The organism is Paenibacillus sp. FSL E2-8871 (assembly GCF_038000345.1).
Lineage (GTDB): Bacteria > Bacillota > Bacilli > Paenibacillales > Paenibacillaceae > Paenibacillus_AQ.
On sequence record NZ_JBBOBV010000001.1, the window covers coordinates 2,854,431 to 2,879,418 of the forward strand.

At 45.2% G+C, this 24,988-nt stretch carries 12 protein-coding genes; 3 read left to right on the forward strand and 9 right to left on the reverse strand.

Features of this window, described 5'->3' with window-relative positions; genetic code table 11:
* Nucleotides 1–18 precede the first annotated feature (18 nt).
* Together NYE25_RS13110 and NYE25_RS13115 are read right to left on the reverse strand one after the other, a co-directional pair.
* Nucleotides 19–2,202, reverse strand: a complete 2,184-nt coding sequence (locus NYE25_RS13110) for an alpha-galactosidase (protein ID WP_341146079.1) — start codon at nt 2,200–2,202, stop codon at nt 19–21.
* Nucleotides 2,203–2,469: 267 nt separating this feature from the next.
* On the reverse strand, nt 2,470–4,935 hold the full coding sequence (locus NYE25_RS13115; RefSeq protein ID WP_076284711.1) for a beta-mannosidase: 2,466 nt from the start codon (nt 4,933–4,935) through the stop codon (nt 2,470–2,472).
* Between the two features lie 131 nt (nt 4,936–5,066).
* Here NYE25_RS13115 and NYE25_RS13120 point away from each other — a divergent pair, with 131 nt between their 5' ends.
* Nucleotides 5,067–5,918 (forward strand): helix-turn-helix domain-containing protein, encoded by an 852-nt coding sequence (locus NYE25_RS13120; RefSeq protein WP_341146080.1) that lies wholly within the window; start codon nt 5,067–5,069, stop codon nt 5,916–5,918.
* Between the two features lie 68 nt (nt 5,919–5,986).
* Here NYE25_RS13120 and NYE25_RS13125 read toward each other — a convergent pair whose 3' ends face one another.
* The 3 genes from NYE25_RS13125 to NYE25_RS13135 form a co-directional block, all read right to left on the reverse strand.
* Nucleotides 5,987–7,600, reverse strand: coding sequence for an extracellular solute-binding protein (locus NYE25_RS13125; protein WP_179085782.1), 1,614 nt, complete (start codon nt 7,598–7,600; stop codon nt 5,987–5,989).
* A 137-nt stretch (nt 7,601–7,737) separates the two neighbouring features.
* Entirely contained in the window at nt 7,738–8,628 is an 891-nt protein-coding gene (locus tag NYE25_RS13130; RefSeq protein WP_042190738.1) for a carbohydrate ABC transporter permease, read from the reverse strand.
* A 27-nt stretch (nt 8,629–8,655) separates the two neighbouring features.
* Nucleotides 8,656–9,612: an ABC transporter permease gene (locus NYE25_RS13135; RefSeq protein ID WP_042190740.1), complete on the reverse strand. Its 957-nt coding sequence runs from the start codon at nt 9,610–9,612 to the stop codon at nt 8,656–8,658.
* Between the two features lie 227 nt (nt 9,613–9,839).
* Here NYE25_RS13135 and NYE25_RS13140 point away from each other — a divergent pair, with 227 nt between their 5' ends.
* Nucleotides 9,840–11,594 carry a cache domain-containing sensor histidine kinase gene (locus NYE25_RS13140; protein ID WP_341146081.1) on the forward strand — a complete coding sequence of 585 codons (1,755 nt, stop codon included), beginning with the start codon at nt 9,840–9,842 and terminating at the stop codon, nt 11,592–11,594.
* A 436-nt stretch (nt 11,595–12,030) separates the two neighbouring features.
* Here the strand turns inward: NYE25_RS13140 and NYE25_RS13145 are convergent, their stop codons facing one another.
* The 3 genes from NYE25_RS13145 to NYE25_RS13155 form a co-directional block, all read right to left on the reverse strand.
* Complete coding sequence (locus NYE25_RS13145; RefSeq protein WP_341146082.1) at nt 12,031–16,839, reverse strand: S-layer homology domain-containing protein; 4,809 nt, start codon at nt 16,837–16,839, stop codon at nt 12,031–12,033.
* Nucleotides 16,840–17,125: 286 nt separating this feature from the next.
* Complete coding sequence (locus tag NYE25_RS13150) at nt 17,126–18,667, reverse strand: response regulator (RefSeq protein ID WP_341146083.1); 1,542 nt, start codon at nt 18,665–18,667, stop codon at nt 17,126–17,128.
* Nucleotides 18,668–18,894: 227 nt separating this feature from the next.
* Complete coding sequence (locus NYE25_RS13155) at nt 18,895–21,219, reverse strand: glycoside hydrolase family 95 protein (protein ID WP_341146084.1); 2,325 nt, start codon at nt 21,217–21,219, stop codon at nt 18,895–18,897.
* Nucleotides 21,220–21,471: 252 nt separating this feature from the next.
* Here NYE25_RS13155 and NYE25_RS13160 point away from each other — a divergent pair, with 252 nt between their 5' ends.
* Nucleotides 21,472–22,341: a helix-turn-helix domain-containing protein gene (locus NYE25_RS13160; protein ID WP_341146085.1), complete on the forward strand. Its 870-nt coding sequence runs from the start codon at nt 21,472–21,474 to the stop codon at nt 22,339–22,341.
* A gap of 71 nt (nt 22,342–22,412) precedes the next feature.
* Here the strand turns inward: NYE25_RS13160 and NYE25_RS13165 are convergent, their stop codons facing one another.
* On the reverse strand, nt 22,413–24,473 hold the full coding sequence (locus tag NYE25_RS13165) for an alpha-galactosidase (RefSeq protein ID WP_341146086.1): 2,061 nt from the start codon (nt 24,471–24,473) through the stop codon (nt 22,413–22,415).
* Nucleotides 24,474–24,988 lie beyond the last annotated feature (515 nt).

Consider the following 24,988-nt stretch of genomic DNA (forward strand, 5'->3'; position numbering starts at 1 on the left):
GGCTTACTCCTTTTCTTATTAAACCTCTTTGAGTACAAATAATAAGCTTTTGAAATCGCCCTCAAGCTGTGGAAGTGAGAGTCCGAAGTGCATCAGCTCATCCCCTCTGTACACTTCACCGTTAAGCTCAAGTTTGTAGTTCTTAGCTGGGTCGAGTCCTTTCAACCGCAATCTACGGAGAGGTGCATTAGGCTCGGCCAGAACTCTGAAGTACGTGGCAAAAGCTTCTTTTTTATCATCCGAAACAAACATCCACGCAGTCTGATTCCCCTCAAATGGACTAAGCAGTCGATAGAAATCACCGAACTGAATCAGCATTCTCAGTTCCTTGTACTCAGAAACCTGTTTCCGGATATCCTCCCGCTCATCATCAGTTAGCTTGGTCATATCTAGTTCGTAGCCAAAGTTACCAGACATCGCAACATGACCGCGTGTTTCGAGTGGTGTGATACGGTGCACCTGATGGTTAGGAACAGCCGATACGTGAGCACACATAGAGCTTGCAGGATACACCATGCTTGTTCCATATTGGATCTTCAATCTTTCAATCGCGTCCGAATCATCACTGGTCCAGGTCTGTGGCATATAGTACAGCATTCCCGGATCATATCGTCCGCCGCCGCCGGAGCAGCTTTCGAACAAAATATGAGGGAAACGGGTGACGATACGCTCCAGCACATCATAAAGTCCAAGAATATAGCGGTGAGCCGTTTCGCGTTGACGTTCCGCTGGCAGAAGAGCAGATCCAATCTCTGTCATATTCCGGTTCATATCCCATTTCACATAAGTAATCGGAGCCGATGACAGCACGGAGCTAACCGATTCCACAATATAATCACATACATCCTTACGGGATAAATCCAGAACAAGCTGCTGGCGAGCTAACGTTCTTTTGTGACCTGGCACATGAAGACACCAATCTGGATGTTCACGATAAAGATCACTTTCTGGCGATACCATTTCCGGTTCGAACCATAATCCGAATTCCATGCCCATTGCCGTAATATCTTCTCCAAGTTTTCCAAGACCTTCAGGAAGCTTGCGGCGATCCTCTACCCAATCTCCGAGGGAGCTATCATCATTGTCTCGTTTCCCAAACCAGCCGTCATCTAAGACAAACAGTTCAAGTCCGAGATCTTTGCCTGCTTGAGCGATTTCTTTGATTTTATCTGCATTAAAATTAAAATAGGTAGCTTCCCAGTTGTTGATGAGAATAGGGCGCTTACGATCACGGAATTCGCCTCTGCATAACCGGGTCCGATATAGGCGGTGATAAGTCCTTGATAATCCCCCAAGCCCTTGACTGGATCTTACCAGCACAGCTTCAGGAGCCTGGAAGGATTCCCCAGGTTCAAGCAGCCATTGAAAATTAAACGGTTGAATGCCGATCCCCACTCTGGAAATACCGTATGGATCCACTTCTGCTTGCGCAAGAAAGCTTCCGCTGTACACAAGGCTGAACCCGTATACTTCACCGTGGTCCTCTGTTGCATCTTTTGCAAGCAAAGCCATAAAAGGATTCTGCGTGGAGCTACTCGCGCCGCGCTTACTGTCAATTCGGTGGATACCAGGTACAAGCGGTCTTTTATAGATATGGCGTTCTCTCGTCCAAGTACCGGATAATTGCAGCATGTCATAATCGGAATCATGGAAGTCAACATTTGCGCTTAACACACGCTTCAGCACCACATTGTCCTTACCTTGATTCTCAATCCGTACAGAACGTGTGATCACATCCTGATTATTAAACACGGTGTAGCTTAATACAGCAATCAGTCCACTTTTGTCATCTTGAAGAAAAAGTTCCAGTGTCTCTGCTTCTTCTTCACTTTCAACATAAGTGGAAGGCAATCCCTTTAACTCAGGCTTCCCTTTATTGATCTTATAGCTCTTATAAAGGAAATCCGTAACGGTCGTACCATCTACCAAATGAACCTCAAGTGCTGGTTCCCGGAAATCACCATTCCCATAAGACGGAAATTCACTTGGAATAGTGTCGAGGGAGATTCTCTTGTCCTCCATTGTGTAGGTCGGGCTAAAAGAGCAACGTTCCACCAAATTCAGCGGTTGCACTATTCCTTCTAATTTAGGACCCCAATAGACATGCGCTGGAAGCTCACCTCTAACGACTTCAATAACGTAGCTGGACTGCTCAGACTGTAAATGAAACACCTTGCGGCTGTCATCATAATAAATGCTCATAATATCCTCCTACTCTTCTTATCAGATCTTGTTGTAATATAACTGACTTAATTTATCTTGTTGTTTGAAGTCTATTTTAAAGATAATTGGAAGGGGATACAATCTTAATATCTATACCTTAAGTAGTAAAATATTGATCTATAAAAAATTCAATTTCATGTTATTAAGCTTTGCAGAACAATAAATGATTATTAGCGGCTATAGTAAAAAAAATACATAAAAAAAGAGGCCCCAAGATAAGGGCCTACTTCCTGTGAATCTTCCTAATTAAATATCAAATACGGAGCGTACAGTAAGCTGTGCACGAAGTTCTTCCGCCGTAGCTGGCTGGTCGAGATCTTTTTTAGCGATGGTAATGGTCCTAGTTGTACCACCCGACATATCAAAATAGTTGTCGCTGAAGATAGCATCTCTTTCCTTGAAGTCTAGGCCGACAAAACGAGCATACGCCGTAGCCTTCACAGTAATGACGAATTGTTCTTCTTCCTCTGTAAGTATGGCTTCAAGCTCAGGGTCAACGAAGCTAAAATGCTTCGGCTTAACAAACAGGACCGTTCCGCCACTCTTTGTCTCGCCCTCTACCTCAAAAGAATATTCCAGATAAGTCTCACGTTTCTTCTGTTTCGAATCCAGGATGCGGCCGAAATCAAGCTGTTCGAACTCAGCAGTACTTAACGCGGCAATCTCCACTGGCTTTATGCCTTCCAGCAAGACCTCCGATGCCCGAGTGAGCAGTCTCCAACTCAGTTCACCAATAACTTGTTCTCTGCTTTCGTTAGAGACATGAAGGGAGACCTTCGTTCCTTCGTCATGGGCAGAAACAAGAATCGGCGCGAAGAATTGTTTAGCCGCATAATGCATAGCCTTCCACCGGCCATAATAGTCGATACTGGACCAAGAAGCTACCGGCCAGCAGTCGTTCAACTGCCAATACAACGCACCCATACAGCGACCTCTATGTCTGCGCCAGTGCTCAACGCCGCAGCGCATCCCTTCTGCTTGGATCAACTGCGAGGCATATAGAACAGACTCAAAATCTTTCGGATATTTGTAAGTCTCCCCGATATAGTAGAGAATTTTCTCATTCCCGGTATTGTTCTTCTGATGGGACTCCATGACATAAGAGAAGATATTGCGATCCTCCGGCAGCGTAAACGACTCGATGGTCTTCAAGCCCGGAAAAGACTGCAATCCGAATTCAGACATATAGCGCGGATATAGCTTCCGATAATCGGTAAACGGTTCCTTCCCATGCCAGACCCCCCAGTAATGCATATCTCCGTAATTTTCGTCATTTGGCTTGTCAAAGCTACCCTTGGAGGAGGGTGAAGCACGCCAATAGAAAGTATTCGGATCAATTTCTTTAGCAATTGCCGGTAGAAGCACCTCATATTGCTTAATATAATCTGCCTTAAGCTGCAGTGAGTAATGCTTCTCCCAGTCCCATTCGTCCCAAGCCAGCTCCTGCTCGTTGTTGCCGCACCACAAGCCTAGCGAAGCATGATGGCGAAGACGTTTCATGTTATCGATGGTCTCGTGAGTGATATTCTCCTCGAAGGCTTCCGTCAGAGCATAAATGCCGCAGGCATACAGATGATCCTGCCAGACAATGAGGCCATATTCATCGCAGAGATCATAGAAATAATCATCCGGGTAATACCCGCCACCCCATACGCGAATCGTATTGAAATTGGCAGCGACACAGCTTTGGAGCAAGCGATCCGTGCGATCCCTAGACACGCGAGGTAGAAGATTGTCTTCCAGAATATAGTCGGCACCTGTAGAGAAAATAAGCACACCGTTGACTTCAAAAGCAAACGATTCTCCCCACTGATCTTCTTCCTGCTTCACAGTAATGGTTCTAAGTCCAATCCGAAATTCTCTACGATCTAACTCCTGTGACTTTTCCTCAATTACAACCTCTACGTTATACAGTGGCTGAGCACCGAGATTATTCGGCCACCACAGCTCTGGCTCCATAATTTCCAGTGCAATATGTTGATCCGTCCCAATCATTTCAGACACACGATGCTCAATGCACAGACCCGCTGGTGTGTGAACTTTAACCACAATTTCTCGATCAGCCGCTTGCCAGCTCTCTGTTCTAACTCGAACATCCAGCATGACCTTATCCTTCTCATGGAATTGCGTAATATAAACATCTTCAAGGCGAGCACTGTTGTAACCCTGAATAGAGAGACTACGCCAGATTCCTAGATCGGGTAACTTTGGACCCCAGTCCCAGCCGAACATGGAGTGCGCTTTGCGCAGATGCGATATCCCCTCTACCGCATCAGCACATCCACTGAGCGGCAATTCTGCTTGCTTCCGTAGAGTGAATTCTACTGGGGAGCGAAAAATGGCGTGGATAGTATTATCACCAGGCGTCAATACAGACTTGATATCCACTTCATACGTCCGGTGCATATTGTCACTGTTCAGAATATTAGTTCCATTCAGGGAAAGCTCACAAAGCGTATCGAGCCCTTCACACAGCAGAAATACTCGGTCATGCTCTAGTACGCCTGCTTCCAGCTGAAAACTACGCTTATATTCGTAATCGTAATTGGACAGTTCCAGAACCTCATACTCCTGCTCGCGGTAGAACGGATCTGGCATTTCACCTGCATTCAACAAATCATGGTAGACAGAGCCTGGCACGTTGGCTTCCAGCCATTTCGGTTCATGAAGCCGTTTCATTTCCCATTTTCCGTTTAGATTGACAAGTTGCATATTTTCGCCTCCACAAATGTGCTATTTTGACTTCTTGTATAAAAATTTTAACAATAATATGTATACATTTCTTCTATTGTGTTCGCAAAAGTAGTGTGCTATTTTAACATCACTAACACTGGAGGAAAAACATGATCAAATACACTGAGGCAAGCCATATAAACCCCGAATTGCTAGCTGATCCCTTCTGGGTAGAATCTCTGAGTCAGGTATCCCCAGAACATACGCATGATTTTTATGAATTTTTCATACTCACTGAAGGCCGGTGCCGGCATATCGTCAACGGGGCTGCCCAGCTTCTTCAATCTGGCTGCCTTGTCTTCATCCGGCCCGATGATACCCATCGCTATGAAGCTGACGGGGATAACGATTGCCGCTTTCTGAACATTCCCTGCCGAAAAAGCCTCATTAATGATGCCTTTAGTTACCTGAATGAAGAAGGATTCCTGCACGGGCTATTACATACTCCGCTCCCTAGAATCACCATGTTATCTCAAATGGAGATGGATGATTTCATTCGTTCTTTCGAACGCATCCGAATGCTTTCTACCTTAGACAAAGTAAAGTCCAGGATTTATCTGAAAGGAATACTCGTAGATACACTTACCCAGCATTTTTTCTCTCCAGAAACCATCGAGCAGCCAGAATTCCCACTGTGGCTCGAACATGCCGTTTCCAAGATGCATCTAAAAGAAAACTTAAACAAAGGCCTTCATGCCCTGTACGAGTTATCGGGCAGAAGCGCCGGTCATGTCAACCGGGCCTTTCGCCAGTACTTGAACCAGACACCAACAGAATATATCAACCAACTTAGGCTCAACGTGGCACGTAATCTGCTACTTACTACAGAACTACGTGTGGTCGAAATTGCTCTGGAGTCCGGCTTTGACAATGTCAGCCATTTCTATCATCAATTCAAAAAGTACTATCACCAGGCCCCGCTGGATTTCCGCAAAAATGCGCATGCTAATAGACTAGTTTAATTAACATTTGAAAACATAGAAAAAGGCTCCCCCTCTGCCTGAATGCAGAGAGGAAGCCCTTACAATAATTATTTTGAATTCCACAGCTCCATACGCTCTGCGTACTTTTGGTTAATGATTTCTTCTACTTTCTCATCCCCAGCCTTTTTCATTTCCGCAAGCATCTTATCGAATGTCGCGTTGGCTTCGGCTTCAGTAGGAGCAATGATTACTCTCGTAATGCTTTGATCCATAATATCTTTTACCTTCTGTGCAGTCAGTGCTTCAGGTGTTCCGCCATCAGGGCTCAAGTTGTCATATGCCGCTGTATCCCATACGGAATCCCCAAGACTCTTGATTGCCATCTGATCTACTTCACTGCGTTGATATTTAACGGCCATATCGTAAGGCTGTTCATTTGCATCCAGACCATTTTTGATAAACCACAACCATTTGCGGACACCGCTCTTCTTGACTGTGTCGTCCCAGTTTTCCTTGAAGCTATCCAAGAATGCAGGGTCCGGTTGTCTCTTGCCATCCACCATGGTGTATTGAACGCCTTCTTGGCCCCACAGCAGCAAATGCTGTCCTTCATCACTTGCCAAGAAATTGAACAGCTTCATTGTTTCTTCAGGGTGCTTGTTGTTCTTAGTAATAGCGATAGCATCCCATCCAAGTGAGCTTCTTGGTCCAAATGTCGTTTGGGCAGGGTCTACTCCAGGGGCAACAACCTTGTATGGGAAGAGCTGATTATCTTCTCCGCCATCCTTCTTCAAAGTTCCGTTCCCGTTACCTGGATCCCAGTAAGCGCCTGGTGTGGAGAATACTGCGCCAGTAGCCAGCTTTTGAACCCAAGTTTGCGTTTTGCTAATCGCAAATTCCTTCTCAATCAGACCTTCTCTGTATAATTTATTTACGTAGAGCAACATTTCACGATACTTTGGATCCTTAACATCATATTGCAATGTTCCATTGTTATCATAGTAAGTTTTCAGACCCCACATGCCTTTGAATGTTCCAAGGTTGGCGCCCATATTCTCGCCGTTCATGGTCATTGGAATCGATTCTTTTCCATCAATCGTTTTGTTTTTCGCTTTAAAATCCTTCAAAATCGCTTCTAATTCATCTGTTGTAAGCGGTGTTGAGCCATCTGCTTTGTCCGGTGCCAGATCTGCAAGCAGATTTTTTCTCATCAGCATCCCGAAGACTGGATCACTATCTAGTCCATACCAGTTAGCCAAGTAATAGTTCTTTCCATCTTTATAACGAGTCTTGGTCAGTGTGTCGCCATACATTTCCTTGATATCAGGGCCATTCTTCTCAATCAGCTCATCGAGTGGAATAAAGGCACCGCTTGTAATGTATTTATCAAGTGAAGCATCCCCACGGCTCATCACGACCACATCCGGATAGTCACCGCTGGCAAGCATCAAGCTTAGCTTCTCTGTCGGATTTCCTGTTGGCTGCTGAATAGAGATCTCAATGCCAGTCTTTTTAGTGATTTCTTGGGCGACAGCATCAGTAAAAGGCTCTCCCTTAGTATTTGAATCAAACCATGTAAGTGTAATCGGCTCTTGTTTTGTATTGTCTCCAGCCGCTTTGTTTGTATTGTCTGTTCCATCATTAGAGCCACAGCCCGCTAATAGTGAAGCAGATAATGCAGCAGTTATACTTACGCTCAACAATTTGTTTTTCTTTATCATAGACACCCTAATTCCTCCCATTAATTAAGTTACGTCACAAGTCTATCAAGCAACCAAGCAAGTCTGTCCGCTCACCCCCCTTCAGGGCCGCCAGCTGGACAACTCCTCTCCGGCTGGCGTTCGGTTATTTAATCATATTAACTCTTAACAGCTCCCAAAGTCATACCCTTAACAAAATACTTTTGCAGGAACGGATATACTAGAACGATAGGCAATGTTGCAACCATCGTCGCTGCCATCCGGATCGTATCGCTTGAAACAGCATTTCGCTTGGCGGAGTTTGCCAGCATTTGCGATTGCGATACCATACCTCCGGTCTGGAATTGACTCAGTATTTTGACGAGGACAGCTTGCAAGGTCTTCAGGTCTGAGCTGTAAGTAAATGCATAGGAGTCAAACCACGAGTTCCAATGCGATATTGCCTGAAAGAGGCCCACTGTCGCGAGTACTGGTGTTGTTAACGGCAGCACAATCCGGAAGAAAATCATTAAGTCGTTCGCTCCATCTACCTTCGCTGACTCCTCAATCTCACCAGGTAATCCCTCCATAAAGGTACGGACAATAATCATATAGAAGACATTCATCAAGCCTGGCAGAATAAAAACGGAGAAAGTGTCGATCATATTCAGGGCTTTAAGCACCATGTAATAAGGAATCAAACCGCCTCCGAAATACATCGTAAAGACGAAGTAAAGGTTCCAGCCCTTGCGTCCCATCAAATTCCGCCGGCTTAGCGGATAAGCAAGCATCGTAATCACAAGAACCGACAGTGGTGCACCAATTACGGTCCGTTTAACTGTTACCCATATCCCATTCATAATTTCGGTATCTTTCAAAATTTGTTTGTAGCTATCAAAGGTGATATCTCTTGGCCAAAAGTAGACGCCGCCACGAACAGTATCCTCAGCAGCATTTAATGAAAGAACGAGAATATTCCAAAAAGGTAAGAAGGTAACTAGCAACACAAGGATGAGAATCAAATATACAAAACACTTAAAGATATGATCTCCGTATCTGTTCAAAAACATCTCAAGCGCTCCTCTCCATTTTGTTATTTAGAACAACGCTTGGTCGTTCACTTTTCTAGAAATTCGATTCACGATTACAACAAGAATGAAGGCAATAACGGATTTGAATACCCCCACGGCAGCCCCGTAGGAGAACATGCTGTTTTGTAACCCGTATTTGTATGCATAAATATCGATAACTTCCGAGTACTCAAGTACAGTGTTATTTTGCAACAGATATTGTTGTTCAAAGCCGGCATTCAAAATACCTCCGACTGCAAGAATGGCCAATATCACGATAGTTGGACGTAAAGCAGGGAGCGTAATATTCCACATTTGCTTGAATCGGCTAGCTCCATCTACTCTTGCGGCTTCGTAAAGCTCTGGATTAATAGCGGATATTGCAGCTAGGTACATAATGGCGCTAAAACCCATTTCTTTCCACATATTAGATAAGGCGATAATCCACCAGAATAAAGGTCCGTTTTGTAGAAAAGCTACCGGTTCGTTAACAATCCCGAGCGTTACTAGAAGATTGTTGAACATCCCATCGGAAGCTAGCAGCGTAATAACAATGTTAGCGGCGATAACCCATGAGATAAAATGCGGTAGATAAGAAACCGTCTGCGTAAAGCGTTTGAAAAATCCCTGTTTTGCTTCATTCAGCACAAGCGCGAGTATGATCGGCGCAGGAAACCCGAATAACAAGGTCAAGAGGCTTGTCGCAAGCGTATTACGCATTACACGGTAGAAGTCTCCTGTGGTAAAGAAATATTCAAACCACTTAAAGCCAACAAAGTCAGCATGGAAAAATTGTTGAAAAAATGTTCCTCCACCCGGTTGATAGTTTGTAAATGCCATATACATACCAAACATAGGTCCATAGGAAAATAGCAATGTCGCAATTATGGCAGGGAGCATTAGCAAAAATAACCATTTCTGCTCTTTTAATCTGTACCAAAAATTATTGCCCCTGACTGTTTTGATAGCGCTTGCTTTATGCATCAAATACCCTCCCTTTTTATTTAGTGCAGCATGCCCTGCTACATCTCGATTCAGCTTCTCTCCTATTTATCTTAAGTCCGTATAGGGCTCCTTTCTATACTTCAATCCTCCGAATGATAGCGCTTTTTAAAGGAGTTTCTGAACATTCGAGCATTGGATTTCGATATTCAGTCTGATATGATAAACTTGGCTTTCCGTGAATTCACAGTAAAGAAGGGACTTCTACGATGCGTCATTTTTACAAAAAGTATATTTATATGCCTTTTATCGACCTTAGCTTTCGCTCCAAGCTATTCCTCGTGTTCGTTCTGGTCACCATTCTTCCAATGATGCTTTTTGTCTATTTTTCATTCGAACTTACAAAATCAAAGCTGACCGATCAAATCTACATCAATATGATGAATTCAACGGCCCAGATCAACAAGAACCTGGAGAACAAACTGGACAGCTATGAGCATATTTCCGCTTCTATTTACTTGGATAATAGGCTAGCCACTTACCTCACGAGCGAATATCAAGATGATCCATCTTATCTAGACGTCTATCAATATATTGGCAATCGTATAGACACGGTAATGGCTGCCTATCCCGATTTTGGTAGCGTTTTCATTTATTCCGACAATCCATCACTGCCCAAGGATAATTATTATATCAAGCCAGTTACACCCGAAGTGAAAGAGACAGAGCTGTACAAGCAGCTGATGCAGTCTCATGGGAATATTATTCATCTGTCCTCACCACAGTCACAAGATAATCCCGCAATGTTTACACTGGCTAGGTTACTGAACAATAATCGCAACCAATATCCCTACGGTATTCTGGTCTTCGAAATATCCGAATCGGTGATCTATTCTTTAATGGAGAAAGAAGCAGGCGGCAAAGATATTTTTATTGTTAATGACAAGGGCCTTATTTTATCAGCCGCCGACAAACAATTATTAAATACAAGTCTGCCGGAAATGCTTGATCAGAACTTTGATGAATTGCCTTCTGGCAGATTTGATACTACCTATAAAGGGGAAAAGGCTTTCGCCGTCTATAACACGCTCACAAATGGATGGAAAACCGTCTCTATATTCCCTTATGACAGTATCATTCAGGATGCGAAATCACTGTCAGAGCTCATCATCAAAATTTCTTTAGGCTTTATAGTCGTCGCATTATTGTTGATTTATATTACTGCATCGATGTTTAGCAAGCGTATCCGAATGTTAATCCGAATGATCCGGCGGCTAGAACGTGGTGACTTCAACCCTACGAATGATGAATATTTAGGTAATGATGAAATTGGCCAGCTTCATTTTGCCTTCAAGCAAATGACTACACGCTTAAAGAGTCTAATCACCGAAGTGTATCAGAAGGAGCTACAGAACAAGGAGGCAGAGCTTGACCTGCTTCAGGCCCAGATCAACCCCCATTTTCTGTACAATACACTGGGCTCCATTTCGTCTCTTGCCCTAAAACATCAAGATACTCGCATTCAGGATTTGGTGCTTCATCTCGCCAAGTTTTATCGCATCTCCCTGAATAAAGGAAAGAGCATCTTAACTATTAATGAAGAATTGAAGCTGACGCAAAGCTACAATGCCATTCAACTGATCCGATTCAAAGGACAACTGAACATCACCTACAATATTGATGAAGCGATCTTACCTTACTCTACAGTCAAGCTAGCCTTGCAGCCTTTTGTAGAAAATGCGGTGCTTCATGCGGTGTGGAATCAGGAAAGCCCGCTAAATATTCATATCAAAGGCATAGTCGAAAATAGTGATATTATTCTATCTGTAATTGATGATGGCATGGGGATGAGCCGTGAGACACTTCACACTTTACTTGACGATAAACCCGGGCGAGGTTATGGGATTTCAAACGTAGATCGACGGATAAAACTGAGGTTTGGTGAGCATTACGGCGTTACAGTGTTTAGTAGGCTCGGAATAGGAACCACTGTGCAAATTCGTTTGCCGCAAAAGGAAATTTGAGGAACCACGCATCTGAATAACCGCAATATGGTCCGTAGGTAGCTACAGATCGTTTGGATTTATTAAAGCTTATTGAGAAATCAGAAATATTGATTAATAATTAGGGAAATCCTCCCTGAAATTTGGCGATTTTTGCTCATTATACTGATAATCAGGGAAATCCTCCCTGATTATTTGCTGATTTGGAGGTAAATTCAGAATTCGCCCGATTATTAGGGAGGATTTCCCTAATTACATTGCATCCAGGAATTTTCTGGCTATTTTTAGGGATATTTTCCCTAATCGCTCTCACCTAGCCTAGTTACCACGAGCTTGCCACGAGCCCCTCGATATAACCATTATCATTTTAATAAAGCTTCAGTGAACACCAAAAACGAAGGAGCTAAGCATCTAGAGATTGCTTAACTCCTTCGTTCATTTGTATATTTGCAATGTTTTACTTCATAATCAAGTTATAAATCACTTGGGTCGCTTCTGCTCGGGAAGCGATCCCTTTTGGTGCAAATAGACCTTCATTTTGACCTTGAACCAGTCCTAGGCTGGCTGCTCCCTTTACAGAAGCGGCTGCCCAAGAGGAGACCTGCTTCATATCTTTGAATGTCACATCAGTTGAAGCAACAGTTACTTTGCCATTCTTCAGCTCATAAGCTTTCATTAACATGACCGTGATTTCTTCACGGGTAATCTGTGCAGCCGGCTCGAACTTGGTCGCACTCCTGCCGCTCACGATGCCCGCCTTGTAAGCGATAGAAATGGACTCCGCGTACCAAGCAGACGGTGCAACATCAGCAAAGCTAACATCTCCCCTTGTGGTCAACCCTAGGGAATGAACGAGCATAGAGGTGAACTCGGCACGCGTAATCGCACGGTTTGGTTCAAACTTGTCTTTGCCAGTCCCTTGAACATACAGCTTCGCCGCCAGCTCTTGGATTGCAGGACTAGCCCAGTGATTGGCTGGCACATCGACAAAGGTCCGTTTGAGCTCCAGCACAGCATATTTACTGAAGTGGTTAACTTGTGCTGTCAATACACCATCAGCATAATTCGCAGAGATATATTCCAGCTTACCGTTATCCGCAATATAGTAAATGCCTCCACGCTTGGAATCAAAACCTTCTCCTACTGTCAGGCTTAGCGTAATGGGTTGATCGAACGCAGAAAGCGTTTCTGATGTGCCAGCTTTCGTGGTCACCGACAGACTGAACTCATAGATATCACCCATGAGTCTAACCTGTGCTTGAGTAGTTCCCTCCGCTGCAGCAATGATCTCATTAGCCTTGCTGCTGAGTGGTACTAATTTCAGGGTTATCGTGCTATCATCCCGCTGACTTTCCGGTAGCTTGCTCTGCAACTGGCGGAGCAGATCCGCAGGCACCTTCATGGAGAACTTACCGGACTTCAGAACCAGTGTGTGATTCGCCAACTGGCGAACTACATCAGAGGATAATTGTATCTGTTGTGTATCTCCCTTAATCTCCACGATGACATTACCAGATGCACTATCCACTTTCAGCATCTCTGGTGTAAGGATTAGAGTGCCCGCGCCATTCTCTTGATCTACAATGCTACCAGGAGTACCGTTGTTGTTACCCGGATTCGCAGGGACTTCAGGATTTCCCGGTTCTACAGTGGAGGCTGCTTTGACTGTAACTTCTGCCATAGCTTTGAAGCCGCCGTCTGCTGTTTCCACAGTAATTGTGGTTTTCCCAGCATTTACAGCCGTTACCGTTCCATACACTACGGTAGCTACAGACGTATCGCTCGAAGTCCAGTGTACTGCTTTATTCGCCGCCTCTTCCGGAGATAGCGTAGCCGTCAACTTTCCGGTTTCACCAGCGGTTAATGTTAGCTCTGTCTTATCTAGCGATACACCTGTTACTTTCTTAGGTGCAGCTGTCAATTTTACCAGTTTCGATTCAGTCGGCTGCAAGGACAACGCGAGTGTTCCTGAAATAGTCGAAACCTCTCCCGTCCATAGGTCTTGCATCGTGTACGAATCCGCTGCGTCCAGTCCGGCTCTACCAAGATTCACCGTTTTGTCTGCAGAAGCATTGGCGCTGTAGTTGAATACAGCCAGATAATAATCGTTGCCGTCTTTCATCACAAAAGTATCCGCTGCATTTGCATTCGTATTTCCTTCCAGCGGCTTGAACACTTTTCCTTTTAACGCTAGTTCGAGAACCTCCTTGTTGTTAAACAAGGCAGTCATGTACTCCTGTGCCTTTGGATCGTTAACATCATCAGAACCGAGAAGTACGGTACCGGCGATGACGCCAGAGTTCATTCGACTGCGAGCTTCAGTTAAGCTGGAAGCACGGGCCAACGCTAAATGATCGGGATCCGTATAGGTGTAAATTGTGCCATTTTGCCAGAATCCATAAGTTAACGAATTCAGCATGTATTCCGTTTCATTGATCTTGCCGTAGGTGTCGCAGGAAATACGTCTGCTGTGTGCATATTGGCTTGGAAAGATTGGCGCAATAGATGCGCTAATGAACATTTTGCCATCCAAACGATCTTTCACATAACGCATTCCTTCATTGTAAGCTTGAATCCCTGTCGTTACGGTTGGATCGAAATGTTGTCCCTCAAGCGAACCGTGCGTCAAGAAATCCAATTTGATGAAGGTAAAGCCCAGATCCTTAAATTTGTCCAAAAAATAATTCATGCGCAGTTTAGCACCTGGATGTGTCACATCCAGAGGAAAAGCCCCATCCAGCGTCGGCAGCGGTTTACCCTCGGCATCTTTGAGGACAATGTCGCCATACGTATACTTATTGTCGGTACCCTCTACCGGCTGGCTCATATTGTTGCCCCAATATACAAATGGTGCCCAATAAATACCTGCATGCTGACCATTGCCCTTAATTACTGATACAGCGTCAGCAAGCTGCTTATCATTCAAATTGTCCCAATAGGAATCCATATTAATAAATACATTACCGTTATTATTGAAATCATTTAGGTGCTCCTTATAATAATTGGAGACATCCACAACGTCTTGGTATGAAAGTGTACCTTCGTAAGCTCCCCAGCTGTTAAAACCAACAGGTACGCCTTGCGGCAACTCAGGATTCAGCAACAGTGGAGGTGTGATGATCGCATTAGCTTTTCCGTATTCCTCAAGTCCTGTGCGGTAATCACTGAATGCCCCCACCATAATCATCGGCGAAGACAATTCTGCGCCTGTAAGGATGCCATGAGGCTGGGTATCCCGTGTAACGTCGCTGGCTGCTCCGCCATAAATCGCTAGCTCATTCAGCCGATTAGAAGAACCTTTCCAGTCGATCCCGGTCTTCCACGTATCATGAGTTACCGACCCGAGCACAAGGCCGCTGCGTGTCGAGTTATTAAAAATAGTCGTCATTTCATAGCTGGTATCCGCTCGGTTCATAGATTGAGATTTATAACGAATCCAAGCATCATTGTCAAAAGGAACGGTCAGTACCCGGTTATCTGCACTGGCACCGATATCCACTCCACCTGAACGTTTTACGGTAATAGGTGACATATAATTAGTCTGTAGCGCCGTATCGCTAATGGCATCCAGACGAGTTAAGAAATACTTCTGATCGTCATAAAACTTGTAAACCTGTTTGAGCGTTGGCTGTCCAGCTGAGGTATGAACAAAAGTAAGCTCCACTCCTTTGCCAAAGCCATCCTGAATTTCTACTGGAGCACCAGCGCTTGCATGATTCTCATAGCTTGTAGTCTCAACGAGAGTATCACCGAGTTTGATGCTGCTATAGATTCCTTGCAGCTTCTGACCATCCGTCCACTTGTAGCTTGCGTATCCAGACTTAGTATTAAAGGAAACCTCATATTGTCCATTCGATACGAGCGTTCCATAAGTATATTCGGTAACGGTGATGGCCCCGTAGTTATTCGAAGTCCCTGGTGTCCCCAGATCACCATCCGCTTCAACTGGAGGGTTAGGATCTGTACCCAATGCCGGTTCTACAATAATTCGATCCAGATCTGGCGCGTACCAGTTGCCGTCTGAGAATTTGATTGTATTCTCGCCTTCGTTCAGGGGCAGTGTAAGCTCATATGTGAGCGCCGTATCCCAGTCTGGTGTCTTTGGCAGTTCATAATACTGCTCTGCCCCACCATTAGCGCTGACGTATAAGCTGCGCGGGTCACCTGAGAAATAAGCTACCGTGATCCGATAATCCCCTGTCATCGGAGCCGTAATCTTATTGAAAGTTAAGGAACTGCCGCCATTCAGATACCCTACCTTCTGTCCACCGGAAGCATTCGGGCTATCGCCAACTCGCGCTTCTCCAGTTAAATCATTGACCGGAGACTCCGCTTCATAACTGATCGTATACGGAATGACTTCAATCCGATCGAAATCTGGAGAGTACCAGTCATGATCCGAGAAAGTGATCGTGTTCAGCCCTTCCTGCAAGGAGGCTTCTACATCATAAGTTCCTACCGTATCCCAGCTTGCTGTCTTTGGCAGATCAACCAATTCATCCAGTCCATCATTCACCTGCATATAGACAGGCCGCTGGTCACCGGAAATATAGGAAATACGGATCAAATACGTTCCCGCTGCCGGCACAGTGACATTTGTGAACTGTAAAGTACTGTTTTTATTCATATCCTTTACAATTTTTCCACCGGAACCAACGCTGCTGTCCGCTATTTTGGCGTTGCCTGTAATTATATTTTCAGGCGCTTCAGCTTCTATGATTGCACCATGCAGCTTCTCCTTCCAGTCGCCTCCAGATCCTTCACCTGGGTCGCTGTCGTCCAGTCCATGAATTACGATCTTGTCGATGTCTGGAGAATACCAGTTGTTGTCATCAATCAGGATGCTGTTCTCTCCAGCATTCAGCGGAAGTGTCACATCATAAGTTCCCACCGTATCCCAATCCACTGTCTTGGGTGGTTCTTCAAACTGCTTATCGCCGCCATTGGCACTGATATTGAATGGCCGCGAATCGCCAGAGATATAGTACACTGTAATTTTATAATTCCCACTCTCACTTACAGTCACATGATTGAACTGCAAAGTGCTTCCTTGATACATGCCTCCGACTTTCTGCCCCCCGGAAGCCGCTGGGTGTTCAGAAATAGAAGCATTGCCAGTCATAGCATTTCCATCAGCTTCAGCTTCATAGGTAGTACTCTCCGTATCATCGGCATAAACCGTACTGACAAACTGACCGCCACTGCCTATTACCAAGCAGATGATGACCAAGAACAAAAATCCTCTTTTCATTGCTTTCCCGAACATTTAATCCCTCCGTTTGTAGGTCTCCTTGCACTTTTGTGATATTCGGGCTATATCTGTCCATCAAGTCATCAAAGGAGTTGGTTAAGAAGCATCTTGAAAGCGCTACCGATTTTCGATGAACTAAAACACCTTTGATTGCCTTGATGAATGAAGCCCCTCACATGTGCTAGTTATAATACATGCTTAATTGTAAAAAGCAGAGGGATTAATATCCATATCGCAAGTTTACTATTCGTAAGGGAAAGTAACTTTATTTCCTATTTGCCGAACTGAAGCGCTGGCACAATCATAGACTCTTCCTATACTCGTTAGGTGTAACCCCTTGGTTCTTCAGAAATAGGGAGATAAAATAAGATGTGCTTTCGTAACCGACTCTTTGGGCGATATCCTGAATTTTGAGCGAGCCGTCAGCCAGCAACTCTGTAGCCTTATCGAGCCGGATACGTGTTAAATAATCGTGAATCGTGATACCAGTCTTGTCTTTAAAGATGGAGCGTAAATAGTTGGGCGACAAATAAACCTGATCAGATAAGCTATTGATCGTAATCGGCTGATCAAAATTCTGGTCGATCATACTGCGAACCTTGTGAACTAGCTTCGTGTTTTTGTCCATAAGACGCTCACCCAGCAAGCTCATGGCATTGCCTGCAGTGCCCAGGATCAAATCCTCAATCTCATTTAAAGTCAGTGCATTATAGATGGAATGATATAACTCCGCCCGTTTAACCCCCTCAGGAACAGGTTGATGCAGTTGCTCCAGCAGTTCGTCGACAAGATCAATCGCCCAATCGCAGATATTTTTTTTCTTGATTCTTAGTAGGGCTAGCCCCTCGAAATACTGATGCAGCTTCTGTGCGGCTTGCTCGAAATCTAGCTGATTGATAGCTTCAAACCACTCTTTCCTATTAAAAGGTGGCACATGCTCACTATCAAACTGGTTTGAAATCGCCAAGGCATGAATAATTGAACCCGTACCTTTATAGAAACGCTCGTTTAGGATTTCACGCGTCTGCTTATACAGACAATGAACCTCCGTTAATTCGGTTTCCTGTGCACCGACTGCTGCCGTCACTGTGAAATCCAGTCCACTTCGGATAGCCGCGGCCAAATCCTCCCACGCATAATACCCAGGCTGTTGGCGTGCTTCCATAAACACACCTACCTCCCCATCTTTGTAAGGCACAAATACCGTCTCTATATTCTTCGACTTGAAGAAATGATCCAGAAAAGCTACCAACCGGTTCTTACAATCCTCCAGACTCTGCTGTTCCCCCTCTGCCTCAATCGGATCGATACTGAACAGCGCCATTGCGTAGCGATTCCTCTCAGACTCACGGGTAAGCTTGCAATAGCTGGTCGCCAGATCAGCGGCATGTTCCGCATTTTTTTCATAGGAAAGCTCCTTAAGAAGGTTCGTTTTAGCCGCCTCCATGGAACGTTTCTTCATTTGAACTTCCTCACAGCGCTGCTTCACCTTTGCGATAACGCTTCCAATTTCATTCAAGTCGAGGGGCTTCAGTAAATATCCAACAGCACCTACATTTAGAGCCGATTTTACATAGTTGAATTCGTCATGCCCAGTCAGGAACATTAACTGCATCCAGTCATAGCTCTCATGTATTTTTTTAGCCATTTCAATACCGTTCATAATCGGCATCTGGACATCTGTAAGAATAATATCAGGTCTAATGGCCTCTATCTTCTCTAGAGCCTCTCTACCATTACTCGCAGTTCCGACGACATAAATACCCATTTCTTCCCAGCGGATATAATCTCTCATCATCTCAAGGCCTATTTCTTCATCATCAACTAGAAAAATACTATACACTGATGTCCCCTCCTCTTTGTTGTCTGCATCTGTTTCTTCTATTATATTCTTTTCCCCTTAGGCTACTATGATCCAAATAAATGAAAGTTATTTTCAGGCATAAATCGTTAATTTGCAGACATCGGCAAAAGGGCTATCCGGTCCATAACAGACCGGATAGCCCTTTAATCATGCGCTAATAACCCAGCATAATTAAAGCGGGGGTTCATATCACCCCCGCTGAATCATTATACCAACTCTAACTGACTGTTAAAATAGTAGCTTCCTCCTATTTCTCCTTGAACAGTAGCTCTTCTATCTCCCAACCGAAGTGTCACGGTTCCTGGCGAGTAGGTACGGATCGTAGCTTCCACTAATTGACCATTGTCCCAAGCTACATCAACCTCAGCATTTCCTTTGGCCCGCAGTCCAGATACCGATCCTGTACCCCATGCTTTTGGAAGTGCAGGCAGCAGATGAATCTCACCCTCATGGCTTTGCAGCAGCATCTCGGCAATAACAGCCGTACCCCCGAAATTCCCATCGATCACAAAAATATTGCACTCCGCTCCTCCAATGCCCGATTTGGAAAAGCTAAATAAATTATCGAAACTGAGTCCACCAATCAAATGAGAAATATGATTAAAGGCCTTTTCCCCATCATACAATCTGGCAAAGCCGAGACCGAACAATGCTGCGGTAAATTCCACATCCTCCAGTTCTTCCTGAACCATCCGGTTCTCAAGTGTTACTCTCACCGCAGCGCTAAGTTCAGGTGTCTTACTTGGTGTGATCTGATTACTTGGATATACCGCGAACAAATGGGCCAAATGCCGATGCTCCGGCTGCGCTTCCTCGTAGTCCTCTAGCCACTCTTGCAGCTGTCCTCTCTTGCCGATCTGAAATGGTGGCAGCTTGGATATCGCTTGCTCCAGCTGCTCCTGTAGTTCCTCGTCCGTATTCAGTAGCTTCGCAGACTTCAAACAAAACTCAAAAAGGTCTTTCACCAGCATCTGATCCATAGTGGTACCCATAGACAGCTGCTGTGCCCCATCGCTGCTATCCGTAGGATAGAAATGATTCTCCGGCGAGTTCGAAGGTCCAGTCACCAACCAGCCGTATTTGGGATGAATGGTCATATAATCTAGGAAGAATGCTGCGGCTTCTTTTAGCACTGGATATGCCTGTTGCTCCAGAAATACACGGTCCTGACTGTATTCATAATGCTCCATCAGATGCGTCGCAATCCATAGTCCACCTGTAACGTTTAGCCCCCAAGATGTCTCCCAGCCCGGAGCCGTGAATCCCCAGACATTCGAGAATACATGTGCTACCCAGCCTTTGCTGCCATAGAAATCGCGAGCGCTTGACTTTCCAGCATGAGACAAACCCTCAATATAGCGCATTAATGGTAAATGACTGTCCCCAAGATTTACGACTTCCGTCGGAAAGTAATTCATTTGCGTATTGATGTCCAAATGATAGTCACAGCTCCACCCCATACGGCAAGCCTCACCATCATTCCATATTCCCTGTAAATTCAGCGGTAACGGGGAGTCTGCCCGAGCTCCAGCAATAGTCAGGTAACGTCCGTACTGCAGGAACAACGCGAACAACTGCGAATCCTCCTCCTGGCCCTGTGCCAGTAATCGAATACGTTGGTCAGTCGGCAGATTCACCTTCCCAGTGGTACCTAATTGGATATCCACCTTACCATATTCTTGCTCATAATCTTCGATATGATCTTCTTTTAACTGCGCATATCCTTTAATCAAAGCCTGCTGTAATGTGCTGCTGCTCTCCATTTCCCACTCTGAGTTACTACGGTTGTACTCGGTGCTGACGGCAAAATAAATTCGAGCCTCATTGGCTCCGGCAATTCTCAATTGACCGTCCCCTCTGTACATCGTACCGCCGGAAATGCTTACCTTAATTTGTCCCTTTGCCCATACCCCGCAAGTGCCGTCACTATGCACATTCTCTGTGGCTTGTCCTCTGAATTCAATAGTGTCGTCATTCACGACTTGAGTCGTAAACGACTCTGAACCACCCTCCAGACCGATCGTAAAGGATACACCTCCCGGTTCATCGCTCCAAATTCTTGAGACCACCAGATCATCAGCATGGGAGGCAAAAATCTCACGATGCAGCGTTGTTCCACTACTTTGAACCACTGTCTGGGCCACCGCACAGGTCAAATCCAGCTCTCGCTCGATAGCCGCTGCTGACCTGGAATCCGTGTCCTGTTCTGCAAAGTCAATGACAACCTCGCATAAACCAAGGTTCGTACCAAAATTTCGTTTCTTCGGCTGCAGATGTTGTTTGGCTAGACGGTCACCTTCGTTATAATCGCCAGCAAAGAAGTACTTTCGCATCTCTTCCAGCGCAGCTTTGCCTCCGAAAGGAGCAGGCTCTGACTCAGCTTGACCCGACCAGTAGGTAACCTCGGTCATGTTCCATACCTCACGATACGGAGCAGCTATCACTACTGCACCTATTCTTCCGTTGCCCAGTGGCAATCCTTGTGACCAATCTGTTGCAGGGGTAGAATACCATAATCTAAAATCGCTCATTTTATTTTCTCCTGTCCATAGTAGAATCTGTGCAAGCGCGATAACCCTCTAAAAATGTTGTTAATTAATCCGCTATATAGTGTAAAATTATTCATAATTCCATCTCTTTCAAGATGAATCACACTTTCTTAAACCTATCCAATATGTTGCGGATTCATTGTATTTATCGTATCATTTGGATTAATCACTGTCTTTGTTGACCTGTTCGATTATTTGACGATTTGTACGGTAAGAATAGAAAAGAGGGGCCGCATGAATAAACTATCTGAAATGACTCCGTATGTCGGCGCAATCATGCCTTATGTGTACGACGGCAGCAGCAATGAGCATCTGAGAGTCGGTAATGCATACGCGTTCCACTTGTTTACTGATGGCCCCGGTGAGATGGAGATCGACGGAATACGTTATCCGATTGAACGGAGGACACTTGTCTTTCTCCGTCCCGGTCAGCCCCATGCTTTTCATATCATGCCTTCTCATCCACTGTCGTCCTACAACATCTATTTTGATTTATGGGACAACCGCTCTCCAGTATCTAATAACCTTTTATTTATCCATGCCCCTGAAGTCTTACAATTTGAAAAAAAAGCCACCGAAGCACCCTGCGCCGAGCTGAACGAGTTGCCTTGTGTATTTCCACTAGCTAAATATCCTCTGCTATACGATAGTCTTGTGATGATTGCCAAGTCTTACAATGACGCGCTGTTCTATCGTAATGAGACGGCCAATAGCTATCTGTACGGCTGGATCTTGAGCTGGTATAATGCCCTCCATCAGCATCAGCCAAGTGATTATCGTATTGTCCGCCTGCTGGAATATTTGAACACCCACCCCGAGCGTGGTAAGTCTATCGAAGATTGGGCACAGTTCTGCGGGCTCAAGCGGACATATTTCCATGAGCTGTTTCTACGGGAGACCGGAATGACGCCACGCGTCTACCATCATAATTTAGTCATGAGGCGGGCGGCAGGACTGCTTCTGGAGAGTGAGCTTAGTGTGACTGCGATCGCTGAGAAGCTGGGTTATCCTTCCATCCATCCTTTCTCCAGACATTTCAGTACCTGCTACGGCATTAATCCAACACAATACCGCCTTAATCCGCAAAGCCGAATACGAATGTAAGACTCCAACAAAAAAGAATACGCGCTATCCGCGAGAAGCGGTTGCGCGTATTCTTTTTTCAATGTGTATAATCAGTTGGCTTTTGCCGTTAATTTGAAGATTTTGGACTCTGCCGGTTCGAGCGTAACTACAAGCTCTCCCGCTGTTTCCCCTTGTGTGCCTTCCCATAGATCAAGCAGTTGGTAAGCTGTTTGACCCTTCAACCCTGCACGCTCCAAGGAGATAGATTTATGAGCAGAATTCACAGCATCATAGTTGAAGACAGCAAGATAGAATACATCATCTTCTGCATCATCAAGTACGAAAGTATCGGAAGCTTGCTTGCCAAGATCCCCTTCGACAGGGTGGAAAGTCTTCCCTAGGCGGGCGACATCCATAATCTCTTTATTGCCCAGCCACGCTTTGGCCCGTGCGGCTGCTTCTTCTTTTCGGAAATCATCGCCTAGCAGAAGTACCGTTCCAGCGATGACCGAAGCAGTCAGTCGGCTCCGTCCTTCATGCCAGCCAGTGGCATCTTGGTTGTGGCTCTTGTAGAGCACGGAATGATCCGGGTCATTGTAATGGTACAAGGTATGACTCATCCACCACCCATGTGTCAACGAGTTCAACAAATATTCCGTATCGTGTAGCGTGCCGAAGACATCACAGGATACCCGGCGGCTATGCGCAAATGCATAAGGGAACAATGGAGCGATGGATAGATTGATAAAGAACGGCCGACCGATCACCTCTGGTGAGAGCTTGTTCTGCAAGTAAATCATCCCATAGTGATATGCCGCAATTCCCGTCGTAATCTCCGAATTGTAATGTTGCCCTTCCAGTGCACCATGCGCCAAGAAATCTAGCTTGACATACTCGAAGCCTTCCGAGATGAATTTATTCGTATACCAATCTATTCTTTGCAGGTTGCCTGGATGTGTCGGGTCAATGGCCAGCCCTCCATCAACATCCGGCAAAATTTCTCCTTCGCTGTCTCGCAGCAAGATATCACCATAAGTGTATTTGCCGTTTGTACCTTCCACGAGATCTCCAAACTGAGCCGGACTTCCCCAGAAGGCAAAAGGCGTCCAGTAAGTTCCCGGTCTATGACCGTTCTCCCGAACCAGGTCCAGTGCATTCTTCATTTCTTCTGGTGTGAAATTGTCCCAGAAAGCATCAAAGTTGATGTACAGTGTGTCCTCATTCTGGAATCCTAGCGGCTGCACTTCATTTTTCAGAAAATTACTGGTGGATGTATAAAGATCGTAATCAAGCTCAGCCATTGCCGCAGACCAGCTATTCCAGCCGATAGGAACGCCGCCATCCCATGACAGAGGAGCCTCTATCCAGGTATTAGCCTGACCGTACGCTTCAAGCCCTTTTCTATAATCATCATAGAACCCTACGAAAACGAGCGGCGACTCTACTCTAGTTCCTTTCACATAACCATGTGGCTGGAAATCGCGGGTCAGTTCACTTACAGCGCCGCCGTAAAGATCCAGCTCCTCGATTCCTCCGCTCTGTTCGCTTTTGATACGAATCCCTGTCTTCCACACCTTGTGCGTAATGGAACCCATAATAATTCCCTGCCGGCTTTCCGGCGCGAACAATGCGGTTACCTCATAGCTTTCCGTATCCATCGGCGGCTTCACTACTGTATATCTGACCCACTTGTCGTTGTCGTACGGCACACGCAGAATGCTTGGTTCTTCGGGTTGCTCTGACTCCCCGCCAAGTGACACCGATTTGGTCTGAAGGACAGCCATCCGGTTTGCCTTGATCTCTTCATCGCTTGCGATTACGATTTGCATCAATACAAATGATGAAGATTCATAAATATAGAAATGCTGCTCCAGCTGTGGCAGCAGGGACGTTTCGTGCAAAATGACTACGTGAACACCTTTTCCAAAGCCCTCACGAACTACCACTTCCTGAGACTTCAGTGTGTGGCTCTGATAATGTTCAGTGTTATATTCCCGACCTTGCCAGCGGAATGCACTGCGAATCCCTTTTACATGAGAAGTGTTTCCGCGGGCAACGGATGCTTCACCCGTCCCGAGATCAATCTCTAGATTCACCTCATCATTGGTTACACGGATAAGAGATGCTGTGTCCGTATTCACTTTTACCGTTGTAGCACTATCAGTTAGCATGATTTGCCTCCTTGTTACTGCGTTTTGGACCTTGAAGGCGGCAGGCTCTGTACCTGTGTCCCCCAAGTATGCCCTCATTATAAAGATCAGATAAAGCGTTTTCTATACAACGATCTTCCGATCCATACCGCGATCTAACACATCTAGCACAAACCTAAATCCCCCTAGTATTCATGTCGATGACAAGAAGAAGAGGATGTACATAAAATACTACTCATGCTCAACAATTTCGTATCCACACTCCGTTTTCACCTTCGGGCAGCTAGAAGAGATAGATTAGGGAAAACCTCCCTAAAAAAAGCCAGAAAACACTATATTTCAATGTAATGAGGGAATTCCTCCCTAAAAAACAGAGTGAATTCCAAATTCACCACCAGATCGGATGAATTTCAGGGAGAAATTCCCTGATTGTTAGTCTTGCGAGCAAAAATCTCCGAATTTCAGGGAGTTTTTCCCTAATTGTTGATCAGCATTATATTCGTACAAAAAAACAGCAGCAGGATCCTGTAATTTAG

What these genes read in the sequence shown, in the direction of transcription:
- NYE25_RS13110 (WP_341146079.1), bottom strand. Translation starts at nt 2,202, where the DNA reads ATGAGCATTTATTATGATGACAGCCGCAAGGTGTTTCATTTACAGTCT.
- NYE25_RS13115 (WP_076284711.1), bottom strand. Translation starts at nt 4,935, where the DNA reads ATGCAACTTGTCAATCTAAACGGAAAATGGGAAATGAAACGGCTTCAT.
- NYE25_RS13120 (WP_341146080.1), top strand. Translation starts at nt 5,067, where the DNA reads ATGATCAAATACACTGAGGCAAGCCATATAAACCCCGAATTGCTAGCT.
- NYE25_RS13125 (WP_179085782.1), bottom strand. Translation starts at nt 7,600, where the DNA reads ATGATAAAGAAAAACAAATTGTTGAGCGTAAGTATAACTGCTGCATTA.
- NYE25_RS13130 (WP_042190738.1), bottom strand. Translation starts at nt 8,628, where the DNA reads ATGTTTTTGAACAGATACGGAGATCATATCTTTAAGTGTTTTGTATAT.
- NYE25_RS13135 (WP_042190740.1), bottom strand. Translation starts at nt 9,612, where the DNA reads ATGCATAAAGCAAGCGCTATCAAAACAGTCAGGGGCAATAATTTTTGG.
- NYE25_RS13140 (WP_341146081.1), top strand. Translation starts at nt 9,840, where the DNA reads ATGCGTCATTTTTACAAAAAGTATATTTATATGCCTTTTATCGACCTT.
- NYE25_RS13145 (WP_341146082.1), bottom strand. Translation starts at nt 16,839, where the DNA reads ATGTTCGGGAAAGCAATGAAAAGAGGATTTTTGTTCTTGGTCATCATC.
- NYE25_RS13155 (WP_341146084.1), bottom strand. Translation starts at nt 21,219, where the DNA reads ATGAGCGATTTTAGATTATGGTATTCTACCCCTGCAACAGATTGGTCA.
- NYE25_RS13160 (WP_341146085.1), top strand. Translation starts at nt 21,472, where the DNA reads ATGAATAAACTATCTGAAATGACTCCGTATGTCGGCGCAATCATGCCT.
- NYE25_RS13165 (WP_341146086.1), bottom strand. Translation starts at nt 24,473, where the DNA reads ATGCTAACTGATAGTGCTACAACGGTAAAAGTGAATACGGACACAGCA.